25 protein-coding genes are annotated in these 24,114 nt (G+C 60.7%); 14 read left to right on the top strand and 11 right to left on the bottom strand.

The window, feature by feature from the left end; genetic code table 11:
• Nucleotides 1-24: 24 nt before the first annotated feature.
• From hslV to QO034_RS01580, 3 genes are all read left to right on the top strand, one after another.
• Nucleotides 25-582 (top strand): ATP-dependent protease subunit HslV, encoded by a 558-nt coding sequence (gene hslV / locus QO034_RS01590; protein WP_284483742.1) that lies wholly within the window; start codon nt 25-27, stop codon nt 580-582.
• Nucleotides 583-707: 125 nt separating this feature from the next.
• Nucleotides 708-2,015: an ATP-dependent protease ATPase subunit HslU gene (gene hslU / locus QO034_RS01585; RefSeq protein WP_284483741.1), complete on the top strand. Its 1,308-nt coding sequence runs from the start codon at nt 708-710 to the stop codon at nt 2,013-2,015.
• Between the two features lie 59 nt (nt 2,016-2,074).
• A complete protein-coding gene (locus tag QO034_RS01580) occupies nt 2,075-3,292 on the top strand; it encodes an MFS transporter (protein ID WP_284483740.1) in 1,218 nt (405 codons plus the stop codon).
• Here QO034_RS01580 and QO034_RS01575 read toward each other — a convergent pair.
• Genes QO034_RS01575 through QO034_RS01565 form a run of 3 tightly spaced genes read right to left on the bottom strand, consistent with a single transcriptional unit; the run spans nt 3,289 to nt 5,551 of the window.
• Nucleotides 3,289-3,855, bottom strand: coding sequence for a Smr/MutS family protein (locus tag QO034_RS01575; RefSeq protein WP_284483739.1), 567 nt, complete (start codon nt 3,853-3,855; stop codon nt 3,289-3,291). The genes QO034_RS01580 and QO034_RS01575 overlap by 4 nt on opposite strands.
• Nucleotides 3,852-4,898: a murein transglycosylase A gene (gene mltA / locus QO034_RS01570; protein WP_284483738.1), complete on the bottom strand. Its 1,047-nt coding sequence runs from the start codon at nt 4,896-4,898 to the stop codon at nt 3,852-3,854. The genes QO034_RS01575 and mltA overlap by 4 nt, the downstream gene beginning before the upstream one ends.
• Nucleotides 4,895-5,551, bottom strand: coding sequence for a Tim44/TimA family putative adaptor protein (locus QO034_RS01565; RefSeq protein WP_284483737.1), 657 nt, complete (start codon nt 5,549-5,551; stop codon nt 4,895-4,897). The genes mltA and QO034_RS01565 overlap by 4 nt, the downstream gene beginning before the upstream one ends.
• A gap of 106 nt (nt 5,552-5,657) precedes the next feature.
• Here QO034_RS01565 and QO034_RS01560 point away from each other — a divergent pair, with 106 nt between their 5' ends.
• Nucleotides 5,658-6,152, top strand: coding sequence for an FxsA family protein (locus QO034_RS01560; protein WP_284483736.1), 495 nt, complete (start codon nt 5,658-5,660; stop codon nt 6,150-6,152).
• A 54-nt stretch (nt 6,153-6,206) separates the two neighbouring features.
• Nucleotides 6,207-6,713, top strand: coding sequence for a protein-export chaperone SecB (gene secB, locus QO034_RS01555; protein ID WP_284483735.1), 507 nt, complete (start codon nt 6,207-6,209; stop codon nt 6,711-6,713).
• 24 nt (nt 6,714-6,737) lie between these two features.
• Here the strand turns inward: secB and dnaQ are convergent, their stop codons facing one another.
• The 4 genes from dnaQ to QO034_RS01535 are packed head-to-tail and all read right to left on the bottom strand — an operon-like array spanning nt 6,738 to nt 9,436.
• A complete protein-coding gene (dnaQ, locus tag QO034_RS01550; protein ID WP_284483734.1) occupies nt 6,738-7,424 on the bottom strand; it encodes a DNA polymerase III subunit epsilon in 687 nt (228 codons plus the stop codon).
• Entirely contained in the window at nt 7,417-8,010 is a 594-nt protein-coding gene (gene coaE / locus QO034_RS01545; RefSeq protein ID WP_284483733.1) for a dephospho-CoA kinase, read from the bottom strand. Before coaE ends, dnaQ begins: the two co-directional genes overlap by 8 nt.
• Entirely contained in the window at nt 8,007-8,840 is an 834-nt protein-coding gene (locus tag QO034_RS01540; protein WP_284483732.1) for a shikimate dehydrogenase, read from the bottom strand. Before QO034_RS01540 ends, coaE begins: the two co-directional genes overlap by 4 nt.
• Nucleotides 8,837-9,436 (bottom strand): Maf family protein, encoded by a 600-nt coding sequence (locus tag QO034_RS01535; protein ID WP_284483731.1) that lies wholly within the window; start codon nt 9,434-9,436, stop codon nt 8,837-8,839. The genes QO034_RS01540 and QO034_RS01535 overlap by 4 nt, the downstream gene beginning before the upstream one ends.
• A gap of 405 nt (nt 9,437-9,841) precedes the next feature.
• Here QO034_RS01535 and QO034_RS01530 point away from each other — a divergent pair, with 405 nt between their 5' ends.
• The 7 genes from QO034_RS01530 to QO034_RS01500 all read left to right on the top strand — a co-directional run bounded on the left by QO034_RS01530 (nt 9,842) and on the right by QO034_RS01500 (nt 17,208).
• The gene (locus QO034_RS01530; protein WP_284483730.1) at nt 9,842-10,291 is read left to right on the top strand and encodes a CopD family protein; all 450 of its coding nucleotides are present in this window, start codon (nt 9,842-9,844) and stop codon (nt 10,289-10,291) included.
• A 125-nt stretch (nt 10,292-10,416) separates the two neighbouring features.
• Nucleotides 10,417-11,688: a transcription termination factor Rho gene (rho, locus tag QO034_RS01525; RefSeq protein ID WP_284483729.1), complete on the top strand. Its 1,272-nt coding sequence runs from the start codon at nt 10,417-10,419 to the stop codon at nt 11,686-11,688.
• Nucleotides 11,689-11,716: 28 nt separating this feature from the next.
• Nucleotides 11,717-13,003, top strand: coding sequence for a tRNA uridine-5-carboxymethylaminomethyl(34) synthesis GTPase MnmE (gene mnmE / locus QO034_RS01520; protein ID WP_284483728.1), 1,287 nt, complete (start codon nt 11,717-11,719; stop codon nt 13,001-13,003).
• A gap of 12 nt (nt 13,004-13,015) precedes the next feature.
• Nucleotides 13,016-14,878 carry a tRNA uridine-5-carboxymethylaminomethyl(34) synthesis enzyme MnmG gene (gene mnmG, locus QO034_RS01515; protein WP_284483727.1) on the top strand — a complete coding sequence of 621 codons (1,863 nt, stop codon included), beginning with the start codon at nt 13,016-13,018 and terminating at the stop codon, nt 14,876-14,878.
• Complete coding sequence (rsmG, locus tag QO034_RS01510; RefSeq protein ID WP_284483726.1) at nt 14,875-15,498, top strand: 16S rRNA (guanine(527)-N(7))-methyltransferase RsmG; 624 nt, start codon at nt 14,875-14,877, stop codon at nt 15,496-15,498. The genes mnmG and rsmG overlap by 4 nt, the downstream gene beginning before the upstream one ends.
• A gap of 28 nt (nt 15,499-15,526) precedes the next feature.
• Complete coding sequence (locus QO034_RS01505; RefSeq protein ID WP_407696710.1) at nt 15,527-16,300, top strand: ParA family protein; 774 nt, start codon at nt 15,527-15,529, stop codon at nt 16,298-16,300.
• A 17-nt stretch (nt 16,301-16,317) separates the two neighbouring features.
• Nucleotides 16,318-17,208, top strand: a complete 891-nt coding sequence (locus QO034_RS01500; protein WP_284483724.1) for a ParB/RepB/Spo0J family partition protein — start codon at nt 16,318-16,320, stop codon at nt 17,206-17,208.
• On the opposite strand, the gene hemW is transcribed toward QO034_RS01500, so the two are convergent.
• Genes hemW through rph form a run of 3 tightly spaced genes read right to left on the bottom strand, consistent with a single transcriptional unit; the run spans nt 17,205 to nt 19,673 of the window.
• Complete coding sequence (gene hemW, locus QO034_RS01495) at nt 17,205-18,362, bottom strand: radical SAM family heme chaperone HemW (protein WP_284483723.1); 1,158 nt, start codon at nt 18,360-18,362, stop codon at nt 17,205-17,207. The genes QO034_RS01500 and hemW overlap by 4 nt on opposite strands.
• Nucleotides 18,355-18,966 (bottom strand): RdgB/HAM1 family non-canonical purine NTP pyrophosphatase, encoded by a 612-nt coding sequence (gene rdgB, locus QO034_RS01490; RefSeq protein WP_284483722.1) that lies wholly within the window; start codon nt 18,964-18,966, stop codon nt 18,355-18,357. Before rdgB ends, hemW begins: the two co-directional genes overlap by 8 nt.
• Nucleotides 18,963-19,673, bottom strand: coding sequence for a ribonuclease PH (gene rph, locus QO034_RS01485; protein WP_284483721.1), 711 nt, complete (start codon nt 19,671-19,673; stop codon nt 18,963-18,965). Before rph ends, rdgB begins: the two co-directional genes overlap by 4 nt.
• A gap of 114 nt (nt 19,674-19,787) precedes the next feature.
• On the opposite strand from rph, the gene hrcA reads away from it, so the two are divergent.
• Both hrcA and QO034_RS01475 read left to right on the top strand, forming a co-directional pair.
• The gene (gene hrcA, locus QO034_RS01480; RefSeq protein WP_284483720.1) at nt 19,788-20,852 is read left to right on the top strand and encodes a heat-inducible transcriptional repressor HrcA; all 1,065 of its coding nucleotides are present in this window, start codon (nt 19,788-19,790) and stop codon (nt 20,850-20,852) included.
• A 9-nt stretch (nt 20,853-20,861) separates the two neighbouring features.
• A complete protein-coding gene (locus QO034_RS01475; protein ID WP_284483719.1) occupies nt 20,862-21,425 on the top strand; it encodes a nucleotide exchange factor GrpE in 564 nt (187 codons plus the stop codon).
• 72 nt (nt 21,426-21,497) lie between these two features.
• Here QO034_RS01475 and mutS read toward each other — a convergent pair whose 3' ends face one another.
• Entirely contained in the window at nt 21,498-24,113 is a 2,616-nt protein-coding gene (gene mutS, locus QO034_RS01470) for a DNA mismatch repair protein MutS (protein ID WP_284483800.1), read from the bottom strand.
• Nucleotide 24,114 lies beyond the last annotated feature (1 nt).

The following is a 24,114-nucleotide window of genomic DNA, read 5'->3' as shown; positions in this document are numbered from 1 at the left end:
ATGGCCAACGACTGGAGACTCCCAATGTCCAAAGAATCCTTTCCCGGCTGGCACGGCACGACCATCATCGGCGTCAAGAAAGGCGGCGAGGTGGTAATCGCGGGCGACGGTCAGGTGTCTCTCGGCAATACCGTGATCAAGGGATCGGCCCGCAAGGTGCGACGCCTGTCGCCGGGAGGTTTCGATGTCGTCGCGGGGTTTGCCGGATCCACGGCGGACGCGTTCACCCTGCTCGAACGGCTCGAAAAGAAACTGGAATCCACGCCGGGCCAGCTTGCCCGCGCGAGCGTCGAACTGGCCAAGGACTGGCGAACGGACAAGTATCTGCAAAAACTCGAAGCGATGCTGATCGTCAGCGACGGCAAGGATATCTTTGTCATCACCGGGGCCGGGGACGTTCTGGAACCGGAACATGACGTGACCGCGATCGGGTCGGGCGGCAACTATGCGCTGGCGGCAGCGCGCGGCATGATGGACAGCGACCGGGATGCCGAACAGATCGCCCGCGACGCCATGGCGATCGCGGCGGACATCTGCGTCTTCACCAACGGCAACCTCACCGTGGAAAAGATCGGCGGCTAGACGACGGGCGCAAGGAACCCCGTCGCAGAAGCCCGGACAGTCGGCTTCGGGAAATTTGAACCGCCTTCACCCTTGGAATTCCGCACCAGATGCGTATGTGTTCCGCGAATGATAGGAGCCGCTTGATGACCGACCTCACCCCTCGCGAAATCGTCAGTGAACTTGACCGATTCATCATCGGCCAGAAAGACGCCAAGCGCGCCGTCGCCGTGGCGCTGCGCAACCGTTGGCGGCGCAAGCAGCTTTCCGACGACCTGCGAGACGAGGTCTATCCCAAGAACATCCTGATGATCGGCCCCACCGGCGTCGGCAAGACGGAAATCAGCCGTCGTCTTGCGAAGCTCGCCCGCGCGCCTTTCATCAAGGTCGAGGCGACGAAGTTCACCGAGGTCGGCTATGTCGGGCGCGACGTCGAACAGATCATCCGCGACCTGGTGGACGCCGCCATTGCCCAGACGCGGGACTACATGCGCGAAGAGGTCAAGGCCAAGGCCCACACCGCCGCCGAAGAGCGGGTGATCAGCGCCATTGCCGGCGAGGATGCGCGTGAAGGCACGCGCGAGATGTTCCGCAAGAAGCTCAAAGCCGGAGAGCTTGACGATACGGTCATCGAACTGGACCTCGCCGATACCAGCAACCCGATGCCGATGCTCGACATTCCGGGCCAGCCCGGCGCGGGCATGGGGATGATGAACCTTGGCGACATCTTCGGCAAGGCATTCGGCGGACGCACGGTGCGGCGCAAGATGACCGTCGCGGACAGCTATGAAACCCTGATCGGGGAAGAGGCCGACAAGCTGCTGGACGATGAAACGGTGACCCGCGCGGCGCTGGAATCGGTCGAACAGAACGGCATTGTCTTTCTCGACGAGATCGACAAGGTCTGCGCCCGCTCGGACGCGCGTGGTGGCGACGTCAGCCGCGAAGGCGTGCAGCGCGACCTGTTGCCCCTGATCGAAGGCACCACCGTCAGCACCAAGCATGGTCCGGTGAAAACCGACCATATCCTGTTCATCGCCTCTGGCGCGTTCCACATCGCCAAACCGTCCGACCTGTTGCCCGAACTGCAAGGCCGCCTGCCGATCCGGGTCGAACTGCGCGCCCTGACCGAAGCGGACTTCGTGCGCATCCTGACTGAAACGGACAACGCGCTGACCTTGCAATACACCGCGCTGATGGGAACCGAGCAGGTCACGGTCGCCTTTACCGAAGACGGTATCGCCGCGCTGGCCAAGATCGCCGCCGAAGTGAACCATGCGGTCGAGAACATCGGGGCAAGACGGCTCTATACCGTCATGGAACGGGTGTTCGAGGAACTGTCCTTCACCGCGCCGGACCGGGCGGGCGACGAGATCACTGTCGATGCCGCCTTCGTCGAAACCAACCTTGGCACCCTGGCCCGGTCCACCGACATCAGCCAATACGTCCTCTAGAGAAACGGACGCTGAATCAAGACTTGCCAGGAGGGGTCGGAACCGGCAAAGCCGGACCCATGCGCCTGCTTTCGTTCCTGCACCAGAATGCGCCATGGCTTGCGGCGGGCGGTCTCATGACGCTCATGTCCAGTTTCGGACAGACCTTCTTCATTTCGATCTTCGCCGGAGAAATCCGGGACGCTTTCGGGCTGAGCCACGGCGCCTGGGGCGGGATCTATTCGCTCGGAACCGCCACCGCTGCCGTGGTCATGGTCTGGTCGGGCGCCTTGACCGATCAGTTTCGTGTCCGGGTGCTGGGTCCGGTCGTCCTCGTCGGCCTTGCGGTATCCTGTATCGCCATGTCCGTGAATTCCGCCGTCTGGGTCCTGCCGGCGGTGGTTTTCGCGTTGCGCCTGTTCGGTCAGGGCATGTGCAGCCACATCGCGGTCGTTGCGATGGCCCGTTGGTTCACCGCGACGCGGGGCCGGGCGCTGTCGATTGCCACGCTGGGTTTCGCCTTGGGCGAAGCGGTCCTGCCCGTCAGTTTCGTGGCCCTGATGACCGTTGTGGACTGGCATCTCCTGTGGCTGGCGGCGGCCGCATTCAGCCTCCTGGGCATTCCCGTGCTGCTTGCACTGCTCAAACAGGAACGCACCCTGCAAAGCCTGGCGGAGCAGTATTCCTCCACCGGTATGCAGGGGCGGCACTGGACGCGGCATGATGCCCTGCGACATCCGCTTTTCTGGATGATGGTTCCGGCGATCCTCGGCCCGTCGGCGTTCAACACGGCCTTCTTTTTCCACCAGGTGCATTTCGCGGATATCAAGGGCTGGTCCCATGTGGAGCTGGTGTCATTCTTCCCGGTCTTCACGGCCATGGGAATCGTTTCGATGGTGCTTTCCGGCTGGGCACTGGATCGGGTCGGCACCGCCCGGCTGATGCCGTTCTACCAGCTCCCCATGGTCCTGAGCTTTCTCGTCTTTTCGACCGCGTCCGGTTTTCTGGGCGCACTGATCGGCTTCCTGTTCCTGGCGATGACGACCGGGTCGAATTCGACCTTGCCCAACGCGTTCTGGGCAGAATTCTACGGCACCGCACATATCGGGGCGATCAAGGCCATGGCTGCGGCGGTCATGGTTCTGGGATCGGCGTTGGGGCCGGGCGTGACCGGCCTGCTGATCGATCTCGGGATCGGGCTCGAACGGCAATTCGTCGGCATTTCGATCTACTTCCTGATCACCTCGGCTCTGATGTTCGCGGGCATCCGGAAGGCGCGGGCGGACCTGACGCCTTAGCGCGAGCGCCGCAGATAGACATAGACCGCGCCTTCGCCGCCATGGCTGACATGCGCCGGCGTGACCTGCATGACCGCCTGCGCCAGGGGCGGCATCGACAGCCAGATCGGCACGTTGCGCCGCAAGATGCCCCGCATTCCAGGAATCGGACTGTCATCGGCACCGGCCTTGCCCTTGCCGGTGATGACGAGAACCAGGCGCAGGCCGGACGCCTGCGCCGACAGGATGAATCGTGTCAGCGCCGGATGCGCCCGGTCCAGCGTCATACCGTGCAGGTCGATCCGGCGTTCCGGCACCAGCTTGCCGCGCTTCATCCTGCCATAGGCCTTGCGGTCCATCAGCACCGGCTCGGGTTTCGGGGTTTGCCCTTGGATTCCCAGTCGTGGAGCCGGTTTGACCGGCGGCGCCTCGGGCGTTGCCGCGACGCGGGGCGCAGGTGTCTTGGCGGGCTTGGGCTTGGGCAGGGGCCGTGGCGGGTTCGCCGTCGTATGCAGGCGTTCCGTCTTCTCAACGACCTGGTGCCACAGCTTGATCTCCTCTGCCGTCAACCTGCGCCGGGTCATCCCGCGCGATCCGGATCGAGGGCCATGGCCCGCTCGAGGGGCAAAAGGACGACCAGCCGTCCCGGATAGCGCAGCCGCCCGGCGGACTGTCCCGCCGCGGCTCCGGTTCCGAAAAAGATATCCGCGCGCTGTGCGCCCTTGATGGCCGAACCCGTGTCCTGCGCGACCATCAAACGCCGAAGCGAAAACGCGCCGTCCGTTTCGACCCAGACCGGCGCTCCGAGCGGCGTGAACTCCGGGTCCACGGCCACGCTGCGCAGGGGCGTCACGGACCGGTTCATGGCCCCCAGCGGACCATGCTCGGGCGCGACATGCGACAGCTCACGGAAAAATACGTAGGAAGGGTTGTGATACATCAACTCCTGTCCCGCTTCGGGATTGAGTCGTATCCAGGATTTGATGCCTTCGGCGCTGATCCGCTGGGCAGAGAATACCCCGCGCCGCACCAGTTCCGCCCCAATGGACCTGTAGGGATGTCCATTGGTGCCGCCATATCCGACCCGCAGAACCTGGCCATCCGGCAACCGTATCCGGCCCGATCCCTGGATCTGCAAGAAGAACAGGTCGACCGGGTCGTCGACCCATGCGATTTCCAGATTCCGGTTTTCCAAACTTTTGGTTTCGAGCAAGCCGCGCCGGCTGAGCCAGGGACGAGACTTTTCCGCTTCGGGGGGCGTTAAGTAGAGCGGGTGGCGAAATCGGTCCGTCGGCAGACGGGATCCGTTCAGCTCCGGTTCGAAATAGCCGGTAAAAAGCGGTGACTGTCCATCGCGGATCAGAACCGGCCGGAACAGCGTCTCGAAGAACCCGCGGGCAGCCCCCGGCGCCTGGGTCTTGGCGGCAACGCAGACCGGGTGCCAGTCGGGATCGTCGAGATCGGCACAGGAGTTGAGGAAGACCGCAAGCGCGGCACCGTGATCGTCGGCCTTCCAACCGTCGAGATCGTCGAAACCGAGGATGTCATAAGTGGTTTCGGCAAGGGCCTTGTCGGAAGTCATCAGGACGGCCCCTGCCAGCAGAACAGCGCCCAGCGCTGCGATCATGCGTCCGTGGCGACAAGCAACCAATTGGGATCGTTCGACCCCATGGTGCGCGCAAAGGTCCAGGTATCCTTCTGCCGTTTCACGGTCGTCGCACTGCCTTCGATGACCTCGCCCTCCTTGTTGCGGACGACCGAGGTCAGTTCGCCGACAAACCTCATGGTGATCTCGGCAAGGTTCGTGTCCCTTTCGAAATTGACACCCTGGATAGCGGTTTCACGCACCCCGATGAATTCAGCCTCGATCTTCAAACCCTGATCCTCGCGGGCCGCGACCACATCGACGAAGGTTTCGAATACATCCTCTGCGAGGAATGGCTGGATATCGTTCAGGTCGCCGCGTTCAAAACCCATGACGATCATCTCATACGCGCCGCGCGCGCCCTGCACGAACTGGCTGACCGAGAATGACGGTTCGACCCGCTTCATCGCCGCCAGGTCCCGCGCTTGCTGGCTGTTCTCGGGAACATGGTCCGTGATATCACGATCCGGCCCGCCTTCGATCACCTCGAAACCGGCGCGCGCCGGCCTTGAGTCCGACGCCGGCACGTTGGGCTTCTCGAATCCTTCCCGCGATCCCAACACGCTTTTCAGGCGCAGGATCAGGAAGATGGCGATACCCGCCAGCACCAGAAGCTGGATGATCGGTGAATTCATTTGGACCTCGTAAAGACGATGGGCTTTGTAAGCACTGCCCTACGCACTTATGTAGGTTAGGGGCGGGATCAAGTCTACCGTCCGGCAGAAGGAAAGGAAACGCACTATGTATCTGTTTCTGGCGTTCTTGATGGTGCCCCTGATCGAAATCGCCCTGTTCATCCAGATCGGCGGGCTGATCGGGCTGTGGCCGACACTGGCGATCGTGGTGCTGACGGCCGTCATCGGCACCTGGCTCGTGCGCACCCAGGGGCGCATGGCCCTCGGGCAATTGCGAAGTTCCTTTTCCGAACTCAACGATCCGACCGAACCGCTGGCGCATGGCGCGATGATCCTGTTTTCCGGCGCATTGCTTTTGACCCCCGGTTTCTTCACCGACGCCGTCGGCTTTGCCTTGCTGATGCCCCCTGTCCGGAAGGCCGTGTTTCGCTTTCTGCGATCCCGCGTGGTCGTTCGGCAGTTCCAGATGGGACCGACCCCGCCGCACGGAACCCACGATTCAGCCAGCGACGTGATCGACGGCGAATACGAAGAGATTCGCCCTGCTTCCCGGCCCGCCGGACGGCCTTCGGGATGGGTCGAAGGGTCCAAGCGGCATTGAGATGCGCATAACAAGCTGGTAAGCAGCGGCAAACGTGAATTGAGGAGATATTCAATGGCCGAAAACGGCGCAAATGGTGCAACCGGTGGTCAGCAGGCCCCACAGGTCAAGATGAACATCATGGGGCAGTTTGTCCGCGATCTGTCATTTGAGAACGTCATGGCCCAAAAAGGCGGGTCGGGCGAAATGCAGCCCGATGTCAACGTCCAGGTCAACCTGGACGCCAAGAAGCGGTCCACGGAAAACCAGTATGAAGTGTCCATCAAGCTGAACGTCGATTCCAAGTCCAAGGAAAGCCGGGACCAGCTTTTCCTGCTGGAAATCGACTACGCCGGCGTGTTCCACATCGAAGGTGTCCCGGAAGAGCAGCTGCATCCCTTTCTTCTGATCGAATGTCCGAGGATGTTGTTTCCCTTCCTGCGCCGCATCGTCAGCGACGTGACTCGCGACGGAGGGTATCCGCCGCTGAATCTGGACAACATCGATTTCGTCCAGATCTATCGCGCGGAATTGGCGCGCCGCCAGCAGGCGCAACAGGCGGAACAGACCGCAAAGGCGTGACGGGTTGGCGCGCCTGACCTGATCTCAGGCGCGCGCCCAAAGGGCCGACTCTCCCAGAGACTTGACAAAGGCATCGTGCGCCTCGCGTTCATCTTCGGTCAACCGGGATGGCAAGGGAGCCGGGCGCGGCATCGGACGCCATATTCCTCCGGTGGCCGATTCAGAATCGACGCTTGCGATCGATAGCGACAGGTCCGGCTGACGACCGCCGATCAGTTCGAGATAAACTTCCGCTAGGATCTCGGAGTCCAGCAAGGCCCCGTGCAGCGTGCGCGAGGAGTTGTCGATGTTGAAGCGGCGGCACAGCGCATCCAGGCTGGCCGGCGAGCCCGGAAACCTTTGGCGCGCGATGGCGAGCGTGTCGATCGCCCGATCCCACGGCAACAACGGCAGCTTCATCCAGCCGAGTTCCGCGTTCAGGAACTTCATGTCGAAGGACGCGTTGTGGATGATCAGCTTGGAATCCTGCACGAAATCCAGGAACGCCTGTCCGATCTCCGCGAATCTCGGCTTGTCGCGCAGGAAATCGTCGCCCAGGCCATGCACTTCGAAGGCTTCCGCCGGCATCGAGCGTTCCGGATTGATATACTGGTGATAGGTCCGGCCCGTGGCAATGTGATTGTATAGCTCCACCGCGCCGATCTCGACGATCCTGTCCCCGGTTTCCGGGTCGAATCCGGTGGTTTCCGTATCAAGGACGATTTCACGCATGGGCCAGCCGCTCTCTGATCGTTGTCACGATATCATGCACCTGCGTGCGGGCATGTTCCAGCGTATCCGTAAGGATGACGAAATCCGATCTGGTCCGTTTTTCCGCGTCCGGCATCTGTTTGCTCTTGATCTGTTCGAATTGCGCGCGCGTCATGCTTCCGCGTTCCAGAACCCGCTGTTCCTGCACCTCTGCCGGGGCGGTAACGCAGGCCACAGCGTCCATCAGCACATCACCGCCGGTTTCGAAAAGCAGAGGAATATCAAAGACCAGTATATCCGCATCGGCCGTGGTCTTGAACATCTCTCGGTCCGACGCCACCAGCGGATGCACGATCTTTTCAATCCGGGCCAGCGCGACGGGGTCTTCGGAAATGATCCGCTTCAGGACCTGCCTGTCCACCCGGTCGTCGCGCACTGCTTCGGGAAAGACGGCACGCAGGGGAACGACCGCGGCCCCGCCCCGGTCATAAAGCCGGTGCACGGCGGCATCCGCATCCCAGAGAGCGCAGCCTTCTTCGACGAACAGCCGGGCCGTCGTGCTCTTGCCCATTCCGATGGAGCCGGTGAGACCCAGGAGAAAGCTCATCTCAGGGCCGCCGCCCGGGCTTCGTCATCGACAACGGGACGAACCCCGAACCAGCGTTCGAAACCGGGCACCGCCTGGTACAGCAACATGCCAAGCCCGTCCACCGTTTCGCATCCGACCTGTTCAGCCGCCGCGAGAAGCCGTGTCTTCAGCGGAGTGTAGACAAGATCCGTCACGACCTGCCCCTTTCGCAAGCCATCCAGCGGCACGCGCAGTTCCGGCTGACCGACCATTCCGAGCGATGTGGTATTGACCACCAGCGCGGCATCGTCCAGGGCGTTTCCTGCCTGAACCCAGTCCACGACCTGGACCCTTTGGCCAAAGTCGTCCTTCAGTCGTTCCGCCCGCACGCGGGTGCGGTTGCTCAGAACGATCTCGGGCACACCGGCATCCGTCAGGGCCGCAATGACCGCCCGCGCCGCTCCGCCGGCTCCCAGAACCACTGCCGGACCCGCGTCGGCGCGCCAGTCCGGCGCCCCATGACGGAGATTCTCGATGAACCCGTAGCCGTCCGTATTGTCGGCATGGATCGTTCCGTCTTCGCGAAAGATCAGCGTGTTCGCGGCACCGATCAGCGTGGCGCGGTCGGAAATCTTGTCGGCGATCGCCATCACCGCCTCCTTGTGCGGAACGGTGACGTTCGCCCCGACGAAACCCATCCGGGGCAAGGTCCGGATAACCTGCGCAAGATCATCCCGCGCAACATCCATCGGAATGTAAAACCCGCGCAGTCCCAATGACTTCAGCCAATGTCCATGCAGCTGCGGGGATCTGGAATGGGCGACCGGCGATCCTATGACACCGGCCAGGGGAATACGGTCATGTGTCATCCGTCGATCACTCCTCGCAACGCCAGAAAATTCAGTAGTGGCAACAAGGGCATACCCAAGACGTTAAAATAGTCCCCGTCAATGCTGGCGAACAGCCTGACTCCCTCTTCCTCGATCTTGTAGCCCCCGACCGCGTGGCGGATAGTTTCCCAGTTCCGGTCGACATAGGCTTTCAGATAGGCCTCGCTCGCATCCCGCATCCGAAGCCGGACCTGCCCCACGTGCCGCCAGATCGGCTGGCCGTCCTGATAGATCACCGCCGCGGACAGGAGCATATGCCGCGCGCCGCGCATCGCGGCAAGCTGATGCAACGCATCGTCCGGCGACAGCGGCTTGGACAGGAGAGTTCCGCCAAAATCCAGAACCTGATCACATCCCAGGACCATCGCTCCGGGCACTTTGTCGCTGACCTTTCGCGCCTTCATTTCGGCCAATGCGTCGGCGATGTCGCGCGGTTTCGCCGTCTCGGCCACCATCGACGACTTGACCGCATCTTCGTCGATGCGCGGGATCACCACCTGAAACGGGACACCGACTTGGCGCAAAAGTTGCGCGCGTATCGCGGAACCGGACGCAAGGACGATGGGGATAGCCATGTGGAAAACTCGGGTCCTGGACAGGGGATCATCGGAGATGAGTTGTATGGTTTTCGGTTCCGCGCGCAAGACCGGGAAAACCCGCGCGACTTGTCCGGTTCATTCTTTATTCATACCTCATGGATAAGGAAAACCCTCTGTCCGGGCATAGCTGCGAATGTTCAAGGTTCTTCCTGACTTATCCCCGTGATCTTGGCCGGATTGGATCTTGCATCTTATTGGTATTATTATTATTTTTCAGACACAATCTTATCTCGTGTACGATTTTTCCACATCACCAAGCCTTGTGGATAAGCCACGTCGAACTGAATGATCCACAGAGTCTGGGCCTGCCTACAAAACCAACTTCCTTATCTTTATATATATATTTATTTTGGTTAGACCGGAGCGAAAGCCGAGGACCCGATGACCGATTTCCTGACCTCAATCTATCCCTGGACCAAGGCGTTTCACATCATGGCCGTGATATCATGGATGGCAGGGTTGTTTTACCTGCCGAGGCTGTTCGTTCATCATGTGGAACGGTCCGATGCCATCGACGGTCTGGCGCCGGTCTTCGAGATGATGGAAGGCAAACTGCTTCGATTGATCATGCGGCCTGCCATGATCGCCACTTGGGCATTCGGGTTGCTTCTGGTGTTCACGCCGGGGATCGTGGATTGGTCCGCTGTCTGGCCCTGGGTGAAAGGTGCCTGTGTTCTGGCCATGACCTGGTTTCACCATTGGCTCGGGCTGCGACTCAAGGACTTCTCCGACGGCCGGAATTCCGTCACGGGGCGGCAGTTCCGGTTGATGAACGAAGTTCCGACGGTTCTGATGATCGTGATCGTTCTGGCTGTGGTCGTCAGGTTCTGATGACCGTTTGACTTTCCATGCGACCTTGTCTAACACGTTCGCAGCCAGCCCGTCCGGGCAGGGCGTTTTCCCAATTCCGACAGAATGCCTCCGGTTCGGTCCGGTCGCAGACAGGCTGTATCATCATGACCGTAGAAAAACTGACCCTTTCCGATCTGAAAGCCAAGAGCCCCAAGGATCTTCTGGCGATGGCCGAAGATCTCGAGATCGAAAACGCATCGACGATGCGCAAGGGCGAGATGATGTTCCAGATCCTGCGCGAACGCGCGGACGAAGGATGGGAAGTGTCCGGCGACGGCGTGCTCGAAGTTCTCCAGGACGGGTTCGGGTTTCTGCGTTCGCCGGAGGCGAACTATCTGCCGGGCCCCGACGATATTTATGTGTCTCCGGAGATGATCCGCCAGCATTCGTTGCGCACGGGCGATACGATTTACGGGGTGATCCAGGCGCCGAACGAAAACGAACGCTATTTCGCGCTGACCAATGTCACGGAGATCAACTTTGAAGATCCTGAAAAGGCCAAACACAAGATCGCCTTTGACAACCTGACCCCGCTCTACCCGGACGAGCGTCTGAAGATGGAGATCGAGGATCCGACGATCAAGGATCGCACGGCCCGGATCATCGATCTGGTGGCGCCGATCGGGAAAGGCCAGCGTTCGCTGATCGTGGCGCCGCCCCGCACCGGCAAGACGGTTATACTGCAGAATATCGCCAACTCGATCGAAAAGAACCATCCGGAGTGCTATCTGATCGTTCTGCTGATCGATGAACGCCCCGAAGAAGTCACCGACATGCAACGTTCGGTCAAGGGCGAAGTCGTCTCGTCAACCTTTGACGAACCCGCCACGAGACATGTGGCCGTGTCCGAGATGGTGATTGAAAAGGCGAAGCGTCTGGTTGAACATAAACGAGATGTTGTTATTCTTTTAGATTCTATCACAAGACTCGGTAGGGCGTTCAACACGGTCGTTCCGTCATCCGGCAAGGTTCTGACCGGGGGCGTCGACGCCAATGCCCTGCAACGCCCCAAGCGATTCTTCGGTGCAGCGCGCAACATCGAAGAAGGCGGATCGCTGACCATCATCGCCACTGCGCTGATCGATACCGGCAGCCGGATGGATGAGGTGATCTTTGAGGAGTTCAAGGGAACCGGAAACTCCGAGATCGTTCTGGATCGCAAGATCGCCGACAAGCGGGTTTTCCCGGCCATCGACATCCTGAAATCCGGAACGCGCAAGGAAGATCTGTTGGTCGACAAGGTCGATCTTCAGAAGACGTTCGTGCTGCGTCGGATCTTGAATCCGATGGGCACGACCGATGCTATCGAATTTCTGATTTCCAAACTTAAGCAGACCAAATCCAACAGCGATTTCTTCGATTCTATGAACACCTGATCCGGGTCTTCGCGCACGGGGTTATGTCATGGATACAATTTATGCGCTGGCCAGCGCACAGGGAAAGGCCGGCGTAGCGGTCATTCGTATTTCCGGTCCCCGGTCGCATTCCGCTGTTCACGATTTGTCCTGCCGCGATCTTCCGTCCAGAGGTATGAACCTGGTCAAACTGCGGGACCGGACAGGGGGGATGCTGGACGATGCGCTGGTGCTGACGTTTTGCGCACCGGCCAGTTTTACCGGAGAGGACGTGGTTGAACTGCAACTTCATGGCAGTGTGGCCGTCGTGTCTTTGGTTCTGACTGAATTGTCCCGGATGGAGGGATTGCGCCTTGCGGATCCTGGGGAGTTCACGCGTCGCGCGCTGGAGAACGCAAAGCTCGACTTGTCCCAAGTGGAAGGTCTGGCCGATCTGATCGACGCGGAAACCGAAGCGCAGCGTAAGCAGGCGCAATCGGTGTTGAGCGGCGAACTCGGAAACCTTGCCGAGTGTTGGAGAATGGATCTCATTCGCGCTGCCTCCTTGATCGAGGCGACCATTGATTTCGCTGATGAGGACATCCCCACGGATGTAACCCCAGAGGTCTCTGCGCTTCTGGACAAGGTTTCAACCGATCTTTCCCGTGAGACGACCGGTGTCGTGATCGCGGAACGGATCCGCAACGGGTTCGAGGTGGCGATCATTGGGGCGCCGAACGTGGGAAAATCCACTCTTTTGAATGCCTTGGCCGGACGCAAGGCGGCGATCACATCGGAATTCGCGGGAACCACGCGTGATGTTATCGAGGTCCGGATGGATCTTGATGGATTGGCTGTCACATTGCTCGATACCGCCGGATTGCGCGAGACCGCGGATCATGTGGAGGACTTGGGAATCGCTTTGGCAAAGGACCGCGCCGAACGGGCGGATCTCAGGGTTTTCCTGGCGGACGATAACTCCGTGATCGATGTCCCCTTCAGGAATGGGGATATCCGCGTGCGTCCGAAAGCGGACACATTGTGCGACAAGTCGGGCGCGGTTTCCGGGAAGACGGGCGAAGGCATTTCCGAACTTGTCGGACAGATCGCATCGACGCTCAAATCACGGAGTGCGAGTGCGGGGTTGGCGACCCGGGAAAGGCATCGGATCGCGATGCAGAGGGCAAATATCTCGCTTGCTGCGGCCCGCCAGCTTTTAATGACGGGTTCGGACCAGTATGAACTTGCTGCGGAAGAACTACGGACAGCGATTCGCGCTCTTGAATCCTTGGTGGGGCGTGTCGATGTCGAGAACATACTGGATGAGATTTTCTCCAGTTTCTGCCTTGGTAAGTGAGGAGTGTTTCACGTGAAACATTTTGATGTCATTGTGATCGGCGGCGGCCACGCGGGAACCGAGGCCGCACATGCGTCCGCCCGAATGGGTGCGCGCACAGCCTTGGTGACATTGAAACGCGAAGGAATCGGTGTCATGTCCTGCAACCCGGCCATAGGTGGGTTGGGTAAAGGCCATCTCGTTCGGGAAATCGATGCATTCGACGGCGTTATGGGTCGGGTCGCCGACAAGGCCGGTATTCAGTTCCGGTTGTTGAACCGCCGCAAAGGCCCGGCGGTTCAGGGGCCGAGGACGCAGGCGGATCGGCGGCTTTACAGGAAAGCCATGCTTTCCGAGACGGAGCGACGCGAGAACCTGGATATTATCGTAGGGGAGGTTGCCGATTTTCGCATGGAAGGCGACAGGGTTGCCGGTGTGGTCCTTGCAGATGGGAGTGAAATAGGATCCCGGGCGGTTGTTCTGACAACGGGAACATTTCTGCGTGGCGTGATTCACATCGGGGACCTGTCGAAACCGGGCGGCCGGATGGGGGACAAGCCGTCTGTCCGGCTCGCAGAGCGCATCGATTCATTCGGGTTGCCGTTGGGCCGCCTTAAGACCGGAACACCGCCGAGACTGGACGGCCGAACGATTGATTGGTCTGGTCTTGAAATGCAGGAAGGGGATGACGATCCGATATTTTTCTCTTTTCTGACGAAGGGCGCATCGGCGCGACAGATTGCCTGCGGTATTACGTACACGAATCCGCAAACTCATGAAATCATTGAGAAGAACCTGTCCCGTTCCGCAATGTATGGCGGCCGTATTGATGGTATCGGACCGCGTTATTGTCCGTCGATAGAAGACAAGATCGTGCGGTTTGCGGAAAAGGATTCACATCAGATTTTTCTCGAACCCGAAGGGCTCGATGACGACACGGTTTATCCGAACGGGATCTCGACGTCCTTGCCGGTTGATGTTCAGGAATCCTATGTCCATTCGATAAGAGGACTGGAACACGCCAGGATTCTGCAACCTGGTTATGCGATCGAATATGATTACATGGACCCTCGCGCCCTGAAGCCTTCCTTGGAGCTGAAGGATGTGCATGGCTTGTATCTCGCCGGCCAGATCAACGGAACGACCGGGTACGAAGAGGCTGCGGCGCAAGGGCTGGTTGCTGGACTCAATTCGGCGAGCGCGGCCCTGGATCGCGATCCAGTGACTTTCACCCGGTCGACGAGCTACATCGGGGTGATGATTGACGACCTGACCGTTCGCGGCGTCAGCGAGCCGTATCGTATGTTCACGTCGCGCGCGGAATTCCGGTTGTCCCTGCGCGCGGACAATGCAGATCAGCGGCTGACCTCGGTGGCAATCTCTCTCGGTTGCGTCAGTGATCAACGCCGGCATCGGTTCCAGGAAAAGATGGAACGTCTGGAAACGGCACGGGCCCTTTTGAACGAATTAACTTTCACGCCAAAGGAACTGGAACAGGCCGGAATTTTGGTGAGCCAAGACGGAAAACGTCGATCGGGAATGAATGTCCTGGCTTTTCCGGATGTTGGTATGAAGCAATTGGCGGTGTTGCAGCCGGACCTGTCGGCTCTGGACGATGAAACGCGAAAGCAGGTTGAACGGGATGCGATCTACGCGAATTACATCCAGCGCCAGGAACAGGATGTGGATGCGCTGAAACGCGATGAGGATCATGTGATCCCTGTTGATTTCAGATTCGATCTTGTCGATGGCCTGTCCAACGAATTGAAACAGAAACTGACAGCTTCACGGCCGGCGAATATCGCCCAGGCAAATCGGATCGACGGGATGACCCCGGCCGCGCTTGCGCTCATTCTTTCGAGAATTCGCAAGAGTCAACGGGCCGTGCGTGGATGAGTGCGCCGGAACATATCGATTTGGCGGGGCAGAATGTTTCACGTGAAACACAGGAGCGGTTGCAGGTCTTTGCAGATCTGGTCGAGAAGTGGAATCCCAGAATAAATCTGGTGTCCAGGAACAGTCTTGTTCATCTTTGGGGCAGGCATATCATTGATTCTATTCAGATTTTCCAGTGCACCCCTCCCGCTGCCCATTGGCTGGACCTGGGCAGCGGCGGAGGTTTTCCGGGTGTGGTCGTGGCGATCCTTGCCGCGGATGCCGCGCCAGAGATGGACGTGACCCTGGTGGAAAGCGATCAGCGAAAGGCGGCCTTTCTGCGCACGGCGATTCGGGAAACCGGTGTTCGAGGCCGGGTTCGTGCGGAACGCATTGAAACCCTCGACCCACAGAATGCGACCATTTTGTCGGCCAGAGCGCTGGCGGATTTGACCGGATTGCTTGGGTTCTGCGAGCGCCATCTTGATTCCAACGGAACGGCCTTGTTTCCCAAAGGTGTTACATGGAAAGAAGAGGTGGCAGAGGCACGCAAGAACTGGAGCTTTGACATGGAGAAAGTCGACAGCAAGACCATGGACGGATCCGTCATCCTGAAGATCAGTGGGGTGTCCCGTGCCTGACCTGTCGCAGCGGAACGGGCCGCATATCATGGCCATTGCCAACCAGAAGGGCGGCGTTGGAAAAACAACAACCTCGATAAACCTTGCCGCGGCCATGGCCGAAGCCGGGCGGCGCGTTCTCGTCGTCGATCTCGATCCGCAGGGAAACGCATCGACCGGGTTGGGCGTTGAGGCGGCCGACCGGGAATACACGACCTACGAACTGCTGGTAGATGACATCCCGCTGGAACAGGCGATCCAGAAAACCGAAACGGAAGGGCTCTTCATCATCCCTGCAACGGTGGACCTGAGTTCCGCTGATATCGAACTGATGTCCAATGAAAGGCGCAGTTTCCTGCTTCATGCTGCATTGCGGCAAGATGCAATGAAACCCTTCGATTTCGATTTCATCCTGATCGATTGCCCGCCGTCTCTCAATCTGCTGACCGTCAACGCCATGGTTGCGGCGCATTCTGTTCTGGTCCCCTTGCAAAGCGAATTCTTCGCGCTTGAAGGGCTGTCGCAGCTGATGTTGTCGATCCGGGAAGTGCGGCAGACCGCAAATCCGGAGCTTCGGATCGAAGGGGTGGTGCTGACCATGTATGACCGCAGGAACAACCTGTCCCAACAGGTTGAACTGGATGCACGCGAGAACCTTGGCGAACTGGTGTTCAGAACCCGTATTCCACGAAACGTGCGCGTCAGCGAAGCCCCATCCTATGCCATGCCGGTCCTTAGCTACGATCCGAAATCGAAAGGCGCGAGGGCCTATCAGGCATTGGCGCAGGAAATTCTGAAGAAACATGCCCCATTGGCGGCCTGACTGGCCCGGAGAGACAGATGATGGACAAGAAAGCGAAGCCGCGCGGTTTGGGTCGGGGACTTTCGGCGCTGATGGCGGATGTGAATCCCGAGCCACAGGCGCGCAAAGGGGAGCGGAGCAGCGCCGATATCCAAGTTCCGATCGAAAAGCTTTTCGCCAATCCGAACCAGCCGCGCCGAACCTTCGTGCAAAGCGACCTCGATGATCTGACGGCCTCGATCAAAGAGAAGGGGGTTCTACAACCTCTGATTGTGCGTCCGAGAATTGGCGACACCTATGAAATCGTCGCGGGAGAACGCCGCTGGCGGGCCGCGCAAATGGCGCAACTGCATGAAATTCCGGTCCTCGTTCGCAATTTCGACGATGTCGAGGTTCTTGAGGTCGCGATCATCGAAAACATCCAGCGCGCGGATCTGAATGCGATCGAAGAGGCGGCCGGTTACAGGCAGCTGATGGACAGCTTCGGCCACACGCAGGAAAAGCTCGCCGAAGCTCTTGGCAAGAGCCGCAGCCACATCGCCAACCTGATGCGCCTGCTGACCCTGCCGGAGGATGTCCGCGACCTGCTTCGGGATGGAATACTGACCGCGGGTCACGCGCGCGCCTTGATCACGGCGGACAACCCTTCGGACCTGGCGAAAGAGATCGTTCGGGGCGGACTCTCCGTGCGGGCCACGGAATCGCTGGTCAAGAAACGGACCGAGCGCGGCGGTCCGATGTCAAAGGCACCGAAGAAGATCCCTGAAAAAGACGCGGACACGCGGGCGCTCGAAGGCGATCTGTCGGCGAACCTGGCGATGAAAGTGTCGCTCAGCCACGCGCCGGGCGCCGATTCCGGGACCATGACGATCAGGTATCAGTCCCTGGACGAACTCGACACCCTATGCCGTTTGCTGAGCGGAACCTAACCCGCAAGAAACTCGGATATCACCGAATTCAATAACATAACACCTTGTTTGGAAACGATTATCTTGTTTCCAGTGTCGATGATCATCCCCAGTTCAGACAAGGACCTCCGGGCCTTCTGGTTCAGCTTCCGCCCGGTCAGGGACTCATAGCGGGCGATGTCCAGCCCGCTTCGGACCCGCAGGCCCATCATCAGGTATTCTTCGCCCTGTTCCAGCCCGGACAGGGGCGTGCGGACGTTTTCGGCTTTTTCCTGAGGCACCGATGCCAGCCATGCCGAAGGATCACGCCTGCATTCCGTCGCGAAGCGCCGGCCGTTCACGGTGACGCGCCCATGCGCGCCCGGCCCGACTCCCACATAGTCGCCACCGTTCCAATAGATCTGGTTGTGACGGGATTCCGCGCCGGGACGGGCGTGGTTTGACACCTCATACATCGGCAGCCCATGAGCATCGCACAGATCCTGGGTCAGATCGTACATGTCGGCGGACAGGTCGTCCGACGGCAACCCGCGCAACTTGCCGACGGCGAAACGGTCGCCAAAGGCGGTCCCCGGTTCGATGGTCAGCTGATAGAGGGACAGATGATCGATCGCCATGCCGAGCGCCTCGGTCAGTTCGACCCGCCAATCGTCCAGCGTCTGGTCCTGCCGGGCATAGATCAGGTCGAAACTGACCCGCTGGAAACAGGATCGGGCCACGTCGAAGGCCACGCGGGCCTCGGCCACGGTGTGAACCCGTCCCAGACGTCGCAAGTCGTCGTCGCTCAGAGCCTGAATGCCCATCGACACGCGGTTAACGCCCGCATCGCGAAATCCGGCGAACCGGCCGGCCTCAACGGACCCCGGATTCGCTTCGAGCGTGATCTCGATATCGTTCGCCGGGGTCCAGAGGCGGCTGGCGGCGGCGATGATCTCCGCCACCGTGTCCGGTTGCATCAGGCTCGGCGTTCCGCCGCCGAAAAAGACGGAATTCAGCACCCGCCCCGGCGTATCCTGCGCAACCCGTTCCAGTTCGGCGAGGTAGGCGTCACGCCACCCATCATGGTCGATCCGGCGGGCCACATGGCTGTTGAAATCGCAATAGGGGCATTTCGCCTGGCAGAAAGGCCAGTGGACGTACAGGCCAAAGCCACCATGTCGCCAATCTTCAGTCAAAACAGCCCTGAACGAAAGCGCTCACCGCCCTTGCGCGATGGCTGATACGGTTCTTTTCCCAGCGGTCCATTTCCCCGAAAGTCTGGTCGAATCCTTCTGGCACAAAGATCGGGTCATAGCCATGGCCCCGGATCCCGCGCATCGGCCAGACCACGTGGCCGGGCAGGACACCGGGAAAGACCTCGTCATGCCCGTCGGGCCAGGCAAGGACCAATGTGCAGCAGAACCGGGCCGTGCGCGGATGCGGCGCGTTCACCGCCTCAAGTTCGCGATGGGTGCGTTCCATCGCCATCGCAAAATCCCGCCCGGTCGGGGTTTCAGCCCAATCGGCAGTATAAACACCGGGCGCGCCGCCAAGCGCGTCGATCTCGATGCCGGAATCGTCGGCCAGAGCCGGAAGCCCGGTCGCCCGCGCGGCCGCATGCGCCTTGATCCGCGCGTTGCCGACAAAACTGTCTTCGGTTTCGTCCGGCTCCGGCAGGTTCATCTCGGCAGCGCCGATCACCGAAACCCCGTAGGGCTCCAGAAGATGGGCCATCTCTTCCAGCTTGCCGGTATTGTGCGTTGCGATCAGCAGCCTGTCGCCGGTGAACTTCCGGATCATGCGGCGGCCTTCTGCGCCGCCACCAGTTCGGACACACCCTTTTGCGCCAGGTCCATCAGGCTGTTCATCTGGTCCCGCGAGAATACGGACCCTTCCGCGGACATCTGCACTTCGATCAGTTTCCCCGATCCGGTCATGATGAAATTGCCGTCAACGCCCGCTTCGCTGTCTTCGGGGTAATCGAGATCCAGCACCGGCTGGCCGGCGTAGATCCCGCAGGACACGGCGGCGACTGGGTCCACCAGCGGGTCGGTGATCACGTCGCCTGTCTTCATCAGACGGTTTACCGCCAGGCGCAGCGCGACCCAACCGCCGGTGATCGATGCGCAACGGGTGCCGCCATCGGCCTGAAGCACGTCGCAATCCACCGTGATCTGGCGTTCTCCAAGCGCCACGCGGTCCACACCGGCCCGCAATGCGCGCCCGATCAGCCGCTGGATTTCCACCGTCCGCCCCCCCTGTTTTCCAGAAGCCGCCTCACGGCGCATCCGCGTGTTTGTGGCACGGGGCAGCATGCCGTACTCCGCCGTGACCCAGCCCAGTCCGGACCCCTTGATGAAGGGCGGCACGCGGTCTTCTATGGTTGCCGTGCAAAGGACATGGGTGTCGCCAATCCTGATCAGGCAAGAGCCTTCGGCGTGCTTTGTGAAGCCTGTTTCGATTGAAACGGGGCGCATTTCGCTTAAGTTTCTTCCGGAGGGTCGCATTGGAAATCCTTTGATTGCTGGGGCCGCAATACCGTTCAGCGCACCTGCGATGCAAGCCCGATTGACCTTTGCGACATGTGGACTTTAATGGCGATCCAACCAAGGATAGCACGCATGAACGATGCGACGAAGCTGTTGGATGAGATGAACGACCGGTCCAGGGAAGTGTTCCGGCTGGTCGTCGAATCCTATCTGGACACGGGCGGACCGGTTGGCAGCCGGACCCTGACCCGCACGCTCAGCGAGAAACTGAGCGCGGCCACGGTGCGCAACGTGATGCAGGACCTGGAATATCTGGGATTGCTGGACAGTCCGCATGTCAGCGCCGGGCGGATTCCGACGCAGATGGGATTGCGGATGTTCGTGGACGGGCTTCTCGAAGTCAGCGATCTGGACGCGGCGGACCGTCAGAAACTGGATGAGACCATGGCCCGGAATTCACCCGACGTCGGCGGGATGCTCGACCGGATCGGGTCGGCCCTGTCCGGCGTCACCCACGGCGCATCTCTGGTCCTGACCCCGAAACACGAGGCGGAGATACGGCATATCGAATTCGTGTCTCTGGCGCATAACCGGGCTCTGGTGGTGCTGGTCTTCGCGGATGGCCACGTGGAAAACAGGCTGTTCACCCCGCCGCCGGGCCAAACCCCGAGTTCGATGCGCGAAGCTGCGAATTTCCTGAACGCGCTGATCGAGGGCAAGACCCTGAGCGACGTCAACCGGTCGATCCGGGCGGAGATCAAGAAACGCCGCAGCGAGATCGACAGCCTGGCCCGCGAAATGGTCAAGAGCGGCCTGGCCGTCTGGGAGGGCGACGGGGGCGAAGAGGACCGACTCATCGTCCGTGGCCGGGCCAACCTGCTGGGCGGCGAGGATGACGGTGAAGAACTGGAACGCATACGCACCCTGTTTGACGATCTGGAGCGCAAACGCGACATCGCGGAGTTCCTGCAACTGACCGAAGAAGGTGAAGGAGTGCGCATTTTTATCGGTTCCGAGAACAAACTTTTTTCACTTTCGGGTTCCTCTTTGGTTGTGTCTCCTTATATGAACGCTGATCGAAAGATCATTGGCGCGGTCGGCGTCATCGGTCCGACCCGTCTGAATTACGGACGGATCGTGCCGATCGTGGACTATACGGCGCAGCTGGTGGGACGGCTGATTTCCGACCGCAATTAGAGGTGAAAGATGGCAGACCCCAAGAACAACGATTTTCTGGACGATTTGGCCGATATGGAAGCCGAGGAATTCGCCAAGGAAATGGCCGAAATGGACCCCGAGGCGATTGAACTGGATTCGCTCCGGGCAGAGCGTGACGACTACAAGGACCGTTTCATGCGGGCGCTCGCGGATGCGGAGAACGCGCGCAAACGGTCGGAACGCGACCGGCGCGAGGCGGAACAATACGGCGGATCGAAACTGGCGCGCGACATGATGCCGGTGTTCGACAACATGAAACGGGCGATCGAAACCGCGACGGAAGAGCAGAAAAACGTGTCCTCGGCACTGATCGAAGGCATCGAACTGACGATGCGCGAATTGCTGAACGTGTTCAACAAGCACGGGATCGAATTGATCGCCCCGGAAGTCGGAGACCGGTTCGACCCGCGGTTGCATCAGGCCATGTTCGAAGCACCGGTACCGGGAACGCGGGCCGGCGACATCATCCAGGTGGCTGTCGAAGGCTTCATGCTGCATGATCGCCTGCTGCGCCCCGCACAAGTGGGGGTGTCGTCGACTCCGGCGTCCTGACCCGCCGTCGCGCCGGCGGATGGTTGGGGAGCCTCCGGCGGGAGTATTTGCGGCAAGAGGATAACGGGGCGGTCAGGAATTGGCCGCCTCTTTCAGTCTGTAAATCAGATCCAGCGCCTGTTTCGGGCTCAGCTCGTCCGGTTGGACAGCCTTGAGCATATCAAGAGCGGGCGAGGATTTCTCGGGTCTGGAGGCAGGCGGCGCAACGGCGAAAAGCGGCAGATCGTCGATCAACGTCTTCTTGGTCGCGCCGCCTTCGCGTTCGCCTTTTTCGAGCGCTTCGAGCACGACTCTGGCCCGGTCGAGAACGGATTTCGGCAGCCCGGCCAGTTGTGCGACCTGAACGCCGTAGGATCGGTCGGCGGCGCCCTTGCGGACTTCGTGCAGGAAGACGACTTCGCCATTCCATTCCTTCACCGCGACCGTTGCGTTTTCCACGCCTACGAGTTTTCCGGCGAGCGCCGTGAGTTCATGATAGTGGGTGGCGAACAGCGCGCGACACCGGTTGCTGGAATGCAGATGTTCCAGTGTCGCCCAGGCTATGGACAGGCCGTCATAGGTCGCGGTGCCGCGACCTATTTCGTCCAGGATGACAAGCGCGCGATCGTCCGCCTGGTTGAGAATGGCCGCCGTTTCCACCATTTCGACCATGAAAGTGGATCGGCCCCGCGCCAGGTCGTCGGAGGCGCCGACGCGGCTGAAGAGCTGGCTGACCAGTCCTACATGCGCCGCGCGGGCCGGCACGAAACTGCCGACCTGGGCGAGCAGGGCAATCAACGCGTTCTGACGCAGAAAGGTCGACTTTCCGGCCATGTTGGGACCGGTCAGCAACCAGATCGCGGCCCCGCCGGACGCTGTCAGGTCGCAATCGTTGGCGATGAATCCGTCGCCCCCCTGCCGGCGCAGCGCCTGTTCCACAACCGGATGCCGCCCGCCGTCGATGGCAAAAGCGCGGCTCTCGTCCACCTTGGGACGGCACCAGTTTTCGGCGCGCGCCAGATCCGCCAGCGCCGTCGCCAGGTCGAGTTCGGCCAGCGCGCGCGAGGCCGCACTGATCGGACCCGCCTGGTCGAGAATTTCGTGCCTGAGCCGTTTATAGAGCTGTTTCTCGATCTCCAGGGCACGGTTTCCCGCGTTCAGGATCCGGGTTTCCATCTCACCGAGCTCCACGGTCGTGAACCGGACCTGGTTCGCTGTGGTCTGCCGGTGGATGTAGGTTTCCGAAAGCGGCGGCGACAGCATCCTCGCGGCATGAGTCGCGGTGGTTTCGATGAAATACCCCAGCACGTTGTTGTGCTTGATCTTCAGCGACGCGATCCCGGTATCGTCGCAATAGCGTTTCTGCATGGCCGCGATCACCGACCGTCCCTCGTCGCGCAGGGTGCGGGCCTCGTCGAGGTCCGGATCGAAACCGCTGGCAATGAAACCGCCGTCCCGCGCCAGGACCGGCGGATCGGCGACCAGGGCCGCATCCAACAGCGCGACGAGATCGTCAAATCCACCAAGCGCGTTCACGGATCCGGCGAAAAGATCGGGCAGGTCGCCGCGCGCGCAATGTCCCGCAACCGCTCTTCCCTGTTCGAGCCCGTTTCGGATGGCGGCCAGGTCGCGCGGACCGCCGCGATCCAGCGACAGCCGCGACAGGGCGCGGTCCAGATCGGGAGTCTTGCGCAGGGCGGTTCTCAGGTCGGTCGCCAGGCGGTCCTGGCCGATTGCGAAATCGATCGCGTCCAGTCGATGGTGGATCGTGGCGAGATCGCGGGACGGGCTGGACAGGCGCTGTTCCAGCAACCGCGCCCCGCCCGGCGTTACCGTCCGGTCCATGACCGACAGCAGGGATCCGGAGCGTGATCCCGAAAGCGACCGGGTCAATTCCAGGTTCCGGCGGGTTGCCGCATCGATCTGCACGACCCGGTCCATCGTTTCGCGCACCGGCGGTTGCAGCAGCGGCAGCTTGCCCTTCTGGGTGATGTCGAGGTAATCGATCAGCGCGCCCATGGCCGAAACCTCGGCGCGCCCGAAGGTTCCGAACGCATCCAGCGTGCCGACGCCAAACAGGCTGCAGAGACGTTTTTCGGACGCGGTGCTGTCAAAGCTCGCGCCGCCAAGCGGGGTCAACGGCACGCCCAGATCCCCTGCGGCTTGCCGCAGGGCGCCGGCTTCGGTCTCGGTGACAATCAGTTCGGACGGCGCCAGCCGGGCCAGTTCAGGCCCGATCCGGGCATCAGGCAATTCCTCCACGAGAAACGCGCCGGTGGAAATGTCCGCCCAGGCCAGGGCCGCAGAGTCCCGAACCCGCGCGAAGGCGGCGAGAAAGTTGTGCCGGCGTGCTTCGAGCAGCGCGTCCTCGGTCAGGGTGCCGGGTGTGACCAGCCGCACCACCTCGCGGCGCACCACCGATTTGGAGCCGCGTTTCCTGGCTTCGGCCGGGCTTTCCATCTGTTCGCAGACCGCGACACGGAACCCCTTGCGGATCAGGGTCAGGAAATACCCTTCGGCGGCATGATAGGGCACGCCGCACATGGGAATGTCCGCCCCGTCGTGCTTGCCCCGCTTGGTCAGCGCGATGTCGAGCGCCTCGGCCGCGGCCACGGCGTCGTCAAAGAACATCTCGTAGAAATCGCCCATCCGGTAGAACAGTAGCGCATCGGCATGCGCCGCCTTGATGTCGAGATATTGCGCCATCATG

Origin of the sequence: Sedimentitalea xiamensis, assembly GCF_030164465.1 — a bacterium.
In the GTDB taxonomy this organism is placed as follows: Bacteria; Pseudomonadota; Alphaproteobacteria; order Rhodobacterales; family Rhodobacteraceae; genus Sedimentitalea; species Sedimentitalea xiamensis.
This window is presented reverse-complemented; position numbering and strand designations above follow the sequence as displayed.

Coding starts and splice junctions, on each gene's coding strand:
- hslV (WP_284483742.1), top strand. CDS start 25: ATGTCCAAAGAATCCTTTCCCGGCTGGCACGGCACGACCATCATCGGC.
- hslU (WP_284483741.1), top strand. CDS start 708: ATGACCGACCTCACCCCTCGCGAAATCGTCAGTGAACTTGACCGATTC.
- QO034_RS01580 (WP_284483740.1), top strand. CDS start 2,075: ATGCGCCTGCTTTCGTTCCTGCACCAGAATGCGCCATGGCTTGCGGCG.
- QO034_RS01575 (WP_284483739.1), bottom strand. CDS start 3,855: ATGACCCGGCGCAGGTTGACGGCAGAGGAGATCAAGCTGTGGCACCAG.
- mltA (WP_284483738.1), bottom strand. CDS start 4,898: ATGATCGCAGCGCTGGGCGCTGTTCTGCTGGCAGGGGCCGTCCTGATG.
- QO034_RS01565 (WP_284483737.1), bottom strand. CDS start 5,551: ATGAATTCACCGATCATCCAGCTTCTGGTGCTGGCGGGTATCGCCATC.
- QO034_RS01560 (WP_284483736.1), top strand. CDS start 5,658: ATGTATCTGTTTCTGGCGTTCTTGATGGTGCCCCTGATCGAAATCGCC.
- secB (WP_284483735.1), top strand. CDS start 6,207: ATGGCCGAAAACGGCGCAAATGGTGCAACCGGTGGTCAGCAGGCCCCA.
- dnaQ (WP_284483734.1), bottom strand. CDS start 7,424: ATGCGTGAAATCGTCCTTGATACGGAAACCACCGGATTCGACCCGGAA.
- coaE (WP_284483733.1), bottom strand. CDS start 8,010: ATGAGCTTTCTCCTGGGTCTCACCGGCTCCATCGGAATGGGCAAGAGC.
- QO034_RS01540 (WP_284483732.1), bottom strand. CDS start 8,840: ATGACACATGACCGTATTCCCCTGGCCGGTGTCATAGGATCGCCGGTC.
- QO034_RS01535 (WP_284483731.1), bottom strand. CDS start 9,436: ATGGCTATCCCCATCGTCCTTGCGTCCGGTTCCGCGATACGCGCGCAA.
- QO034_RS01530 (WP_284483730.1), top strand. CDS start 9,842: ATGACCGATTTCCTGACCTCAATCTATCCCTGGACCAAGGCGTTTCAC.
- rho (WP_284483729.1), top strand. CDS start 10,417: ATGACCGTAGAAAAACTGACCCTTTCCGATCTGAAAGCCAAGAGCCCC.
- mnmE (WP_284483728.1), top strand. CDS start 11,717: ATGGATACAATTTATGCGCTGGCCAGCGCACAGGGAAAGGCCGGCGTA.
- rsmG (WP_284483726.1), top strand. CDS start 14,875: ATGAGTGCGCCGGAACATATCGATTTGGCGGGGCAGAATGTTTCACGT.
- QO034_RS01505 (WP_407696710.1), top strand. CDS start 15,527: ATGGCCATTGCCAACCAGAAGGGCGGCGTTGGAAAAACAACAACCTCG.
- QO034_RS01500 (WP_284483724.1), top strand. CDS start 16,318: ATGATGGACAAGAAAGCGAAGCCGCGCGGTTTGGGTCGGGGACTTTCG.
- rdgB (WP_284483722.1), bottom strand. CDS start 18,966: ATGATCCGGAAGTTCACCGGCGACAGGCTGCTGATCGCAACGCACAAT.
- rph (WP_284483721.1), bottom strand. CDS start 19,673: ATGCGACCCTCCGGAAGAAACTTAAGCGAAATGCGCCCCGTTTCAATC.
- hrcA (WP_284483720.1), top strand. CDS start 19,788: ATGAACGATGCGACGAAGCTGTTGGATGAGATGAACGACCGGTCCAGG.
- QO034_RS01475 (WP_284483719.1), top strand. CDS start 20,862: ATGGCAGACCCCAAGAACAACGATTTTCTGGACGATTTGGCCGATATG.
- mutS (WP_284483800.1), bottom strand. CDS start 24,113: ATGATGGCGCAATATCTCGACATCAAGGCGGCGCATGCCGATGCGCTA.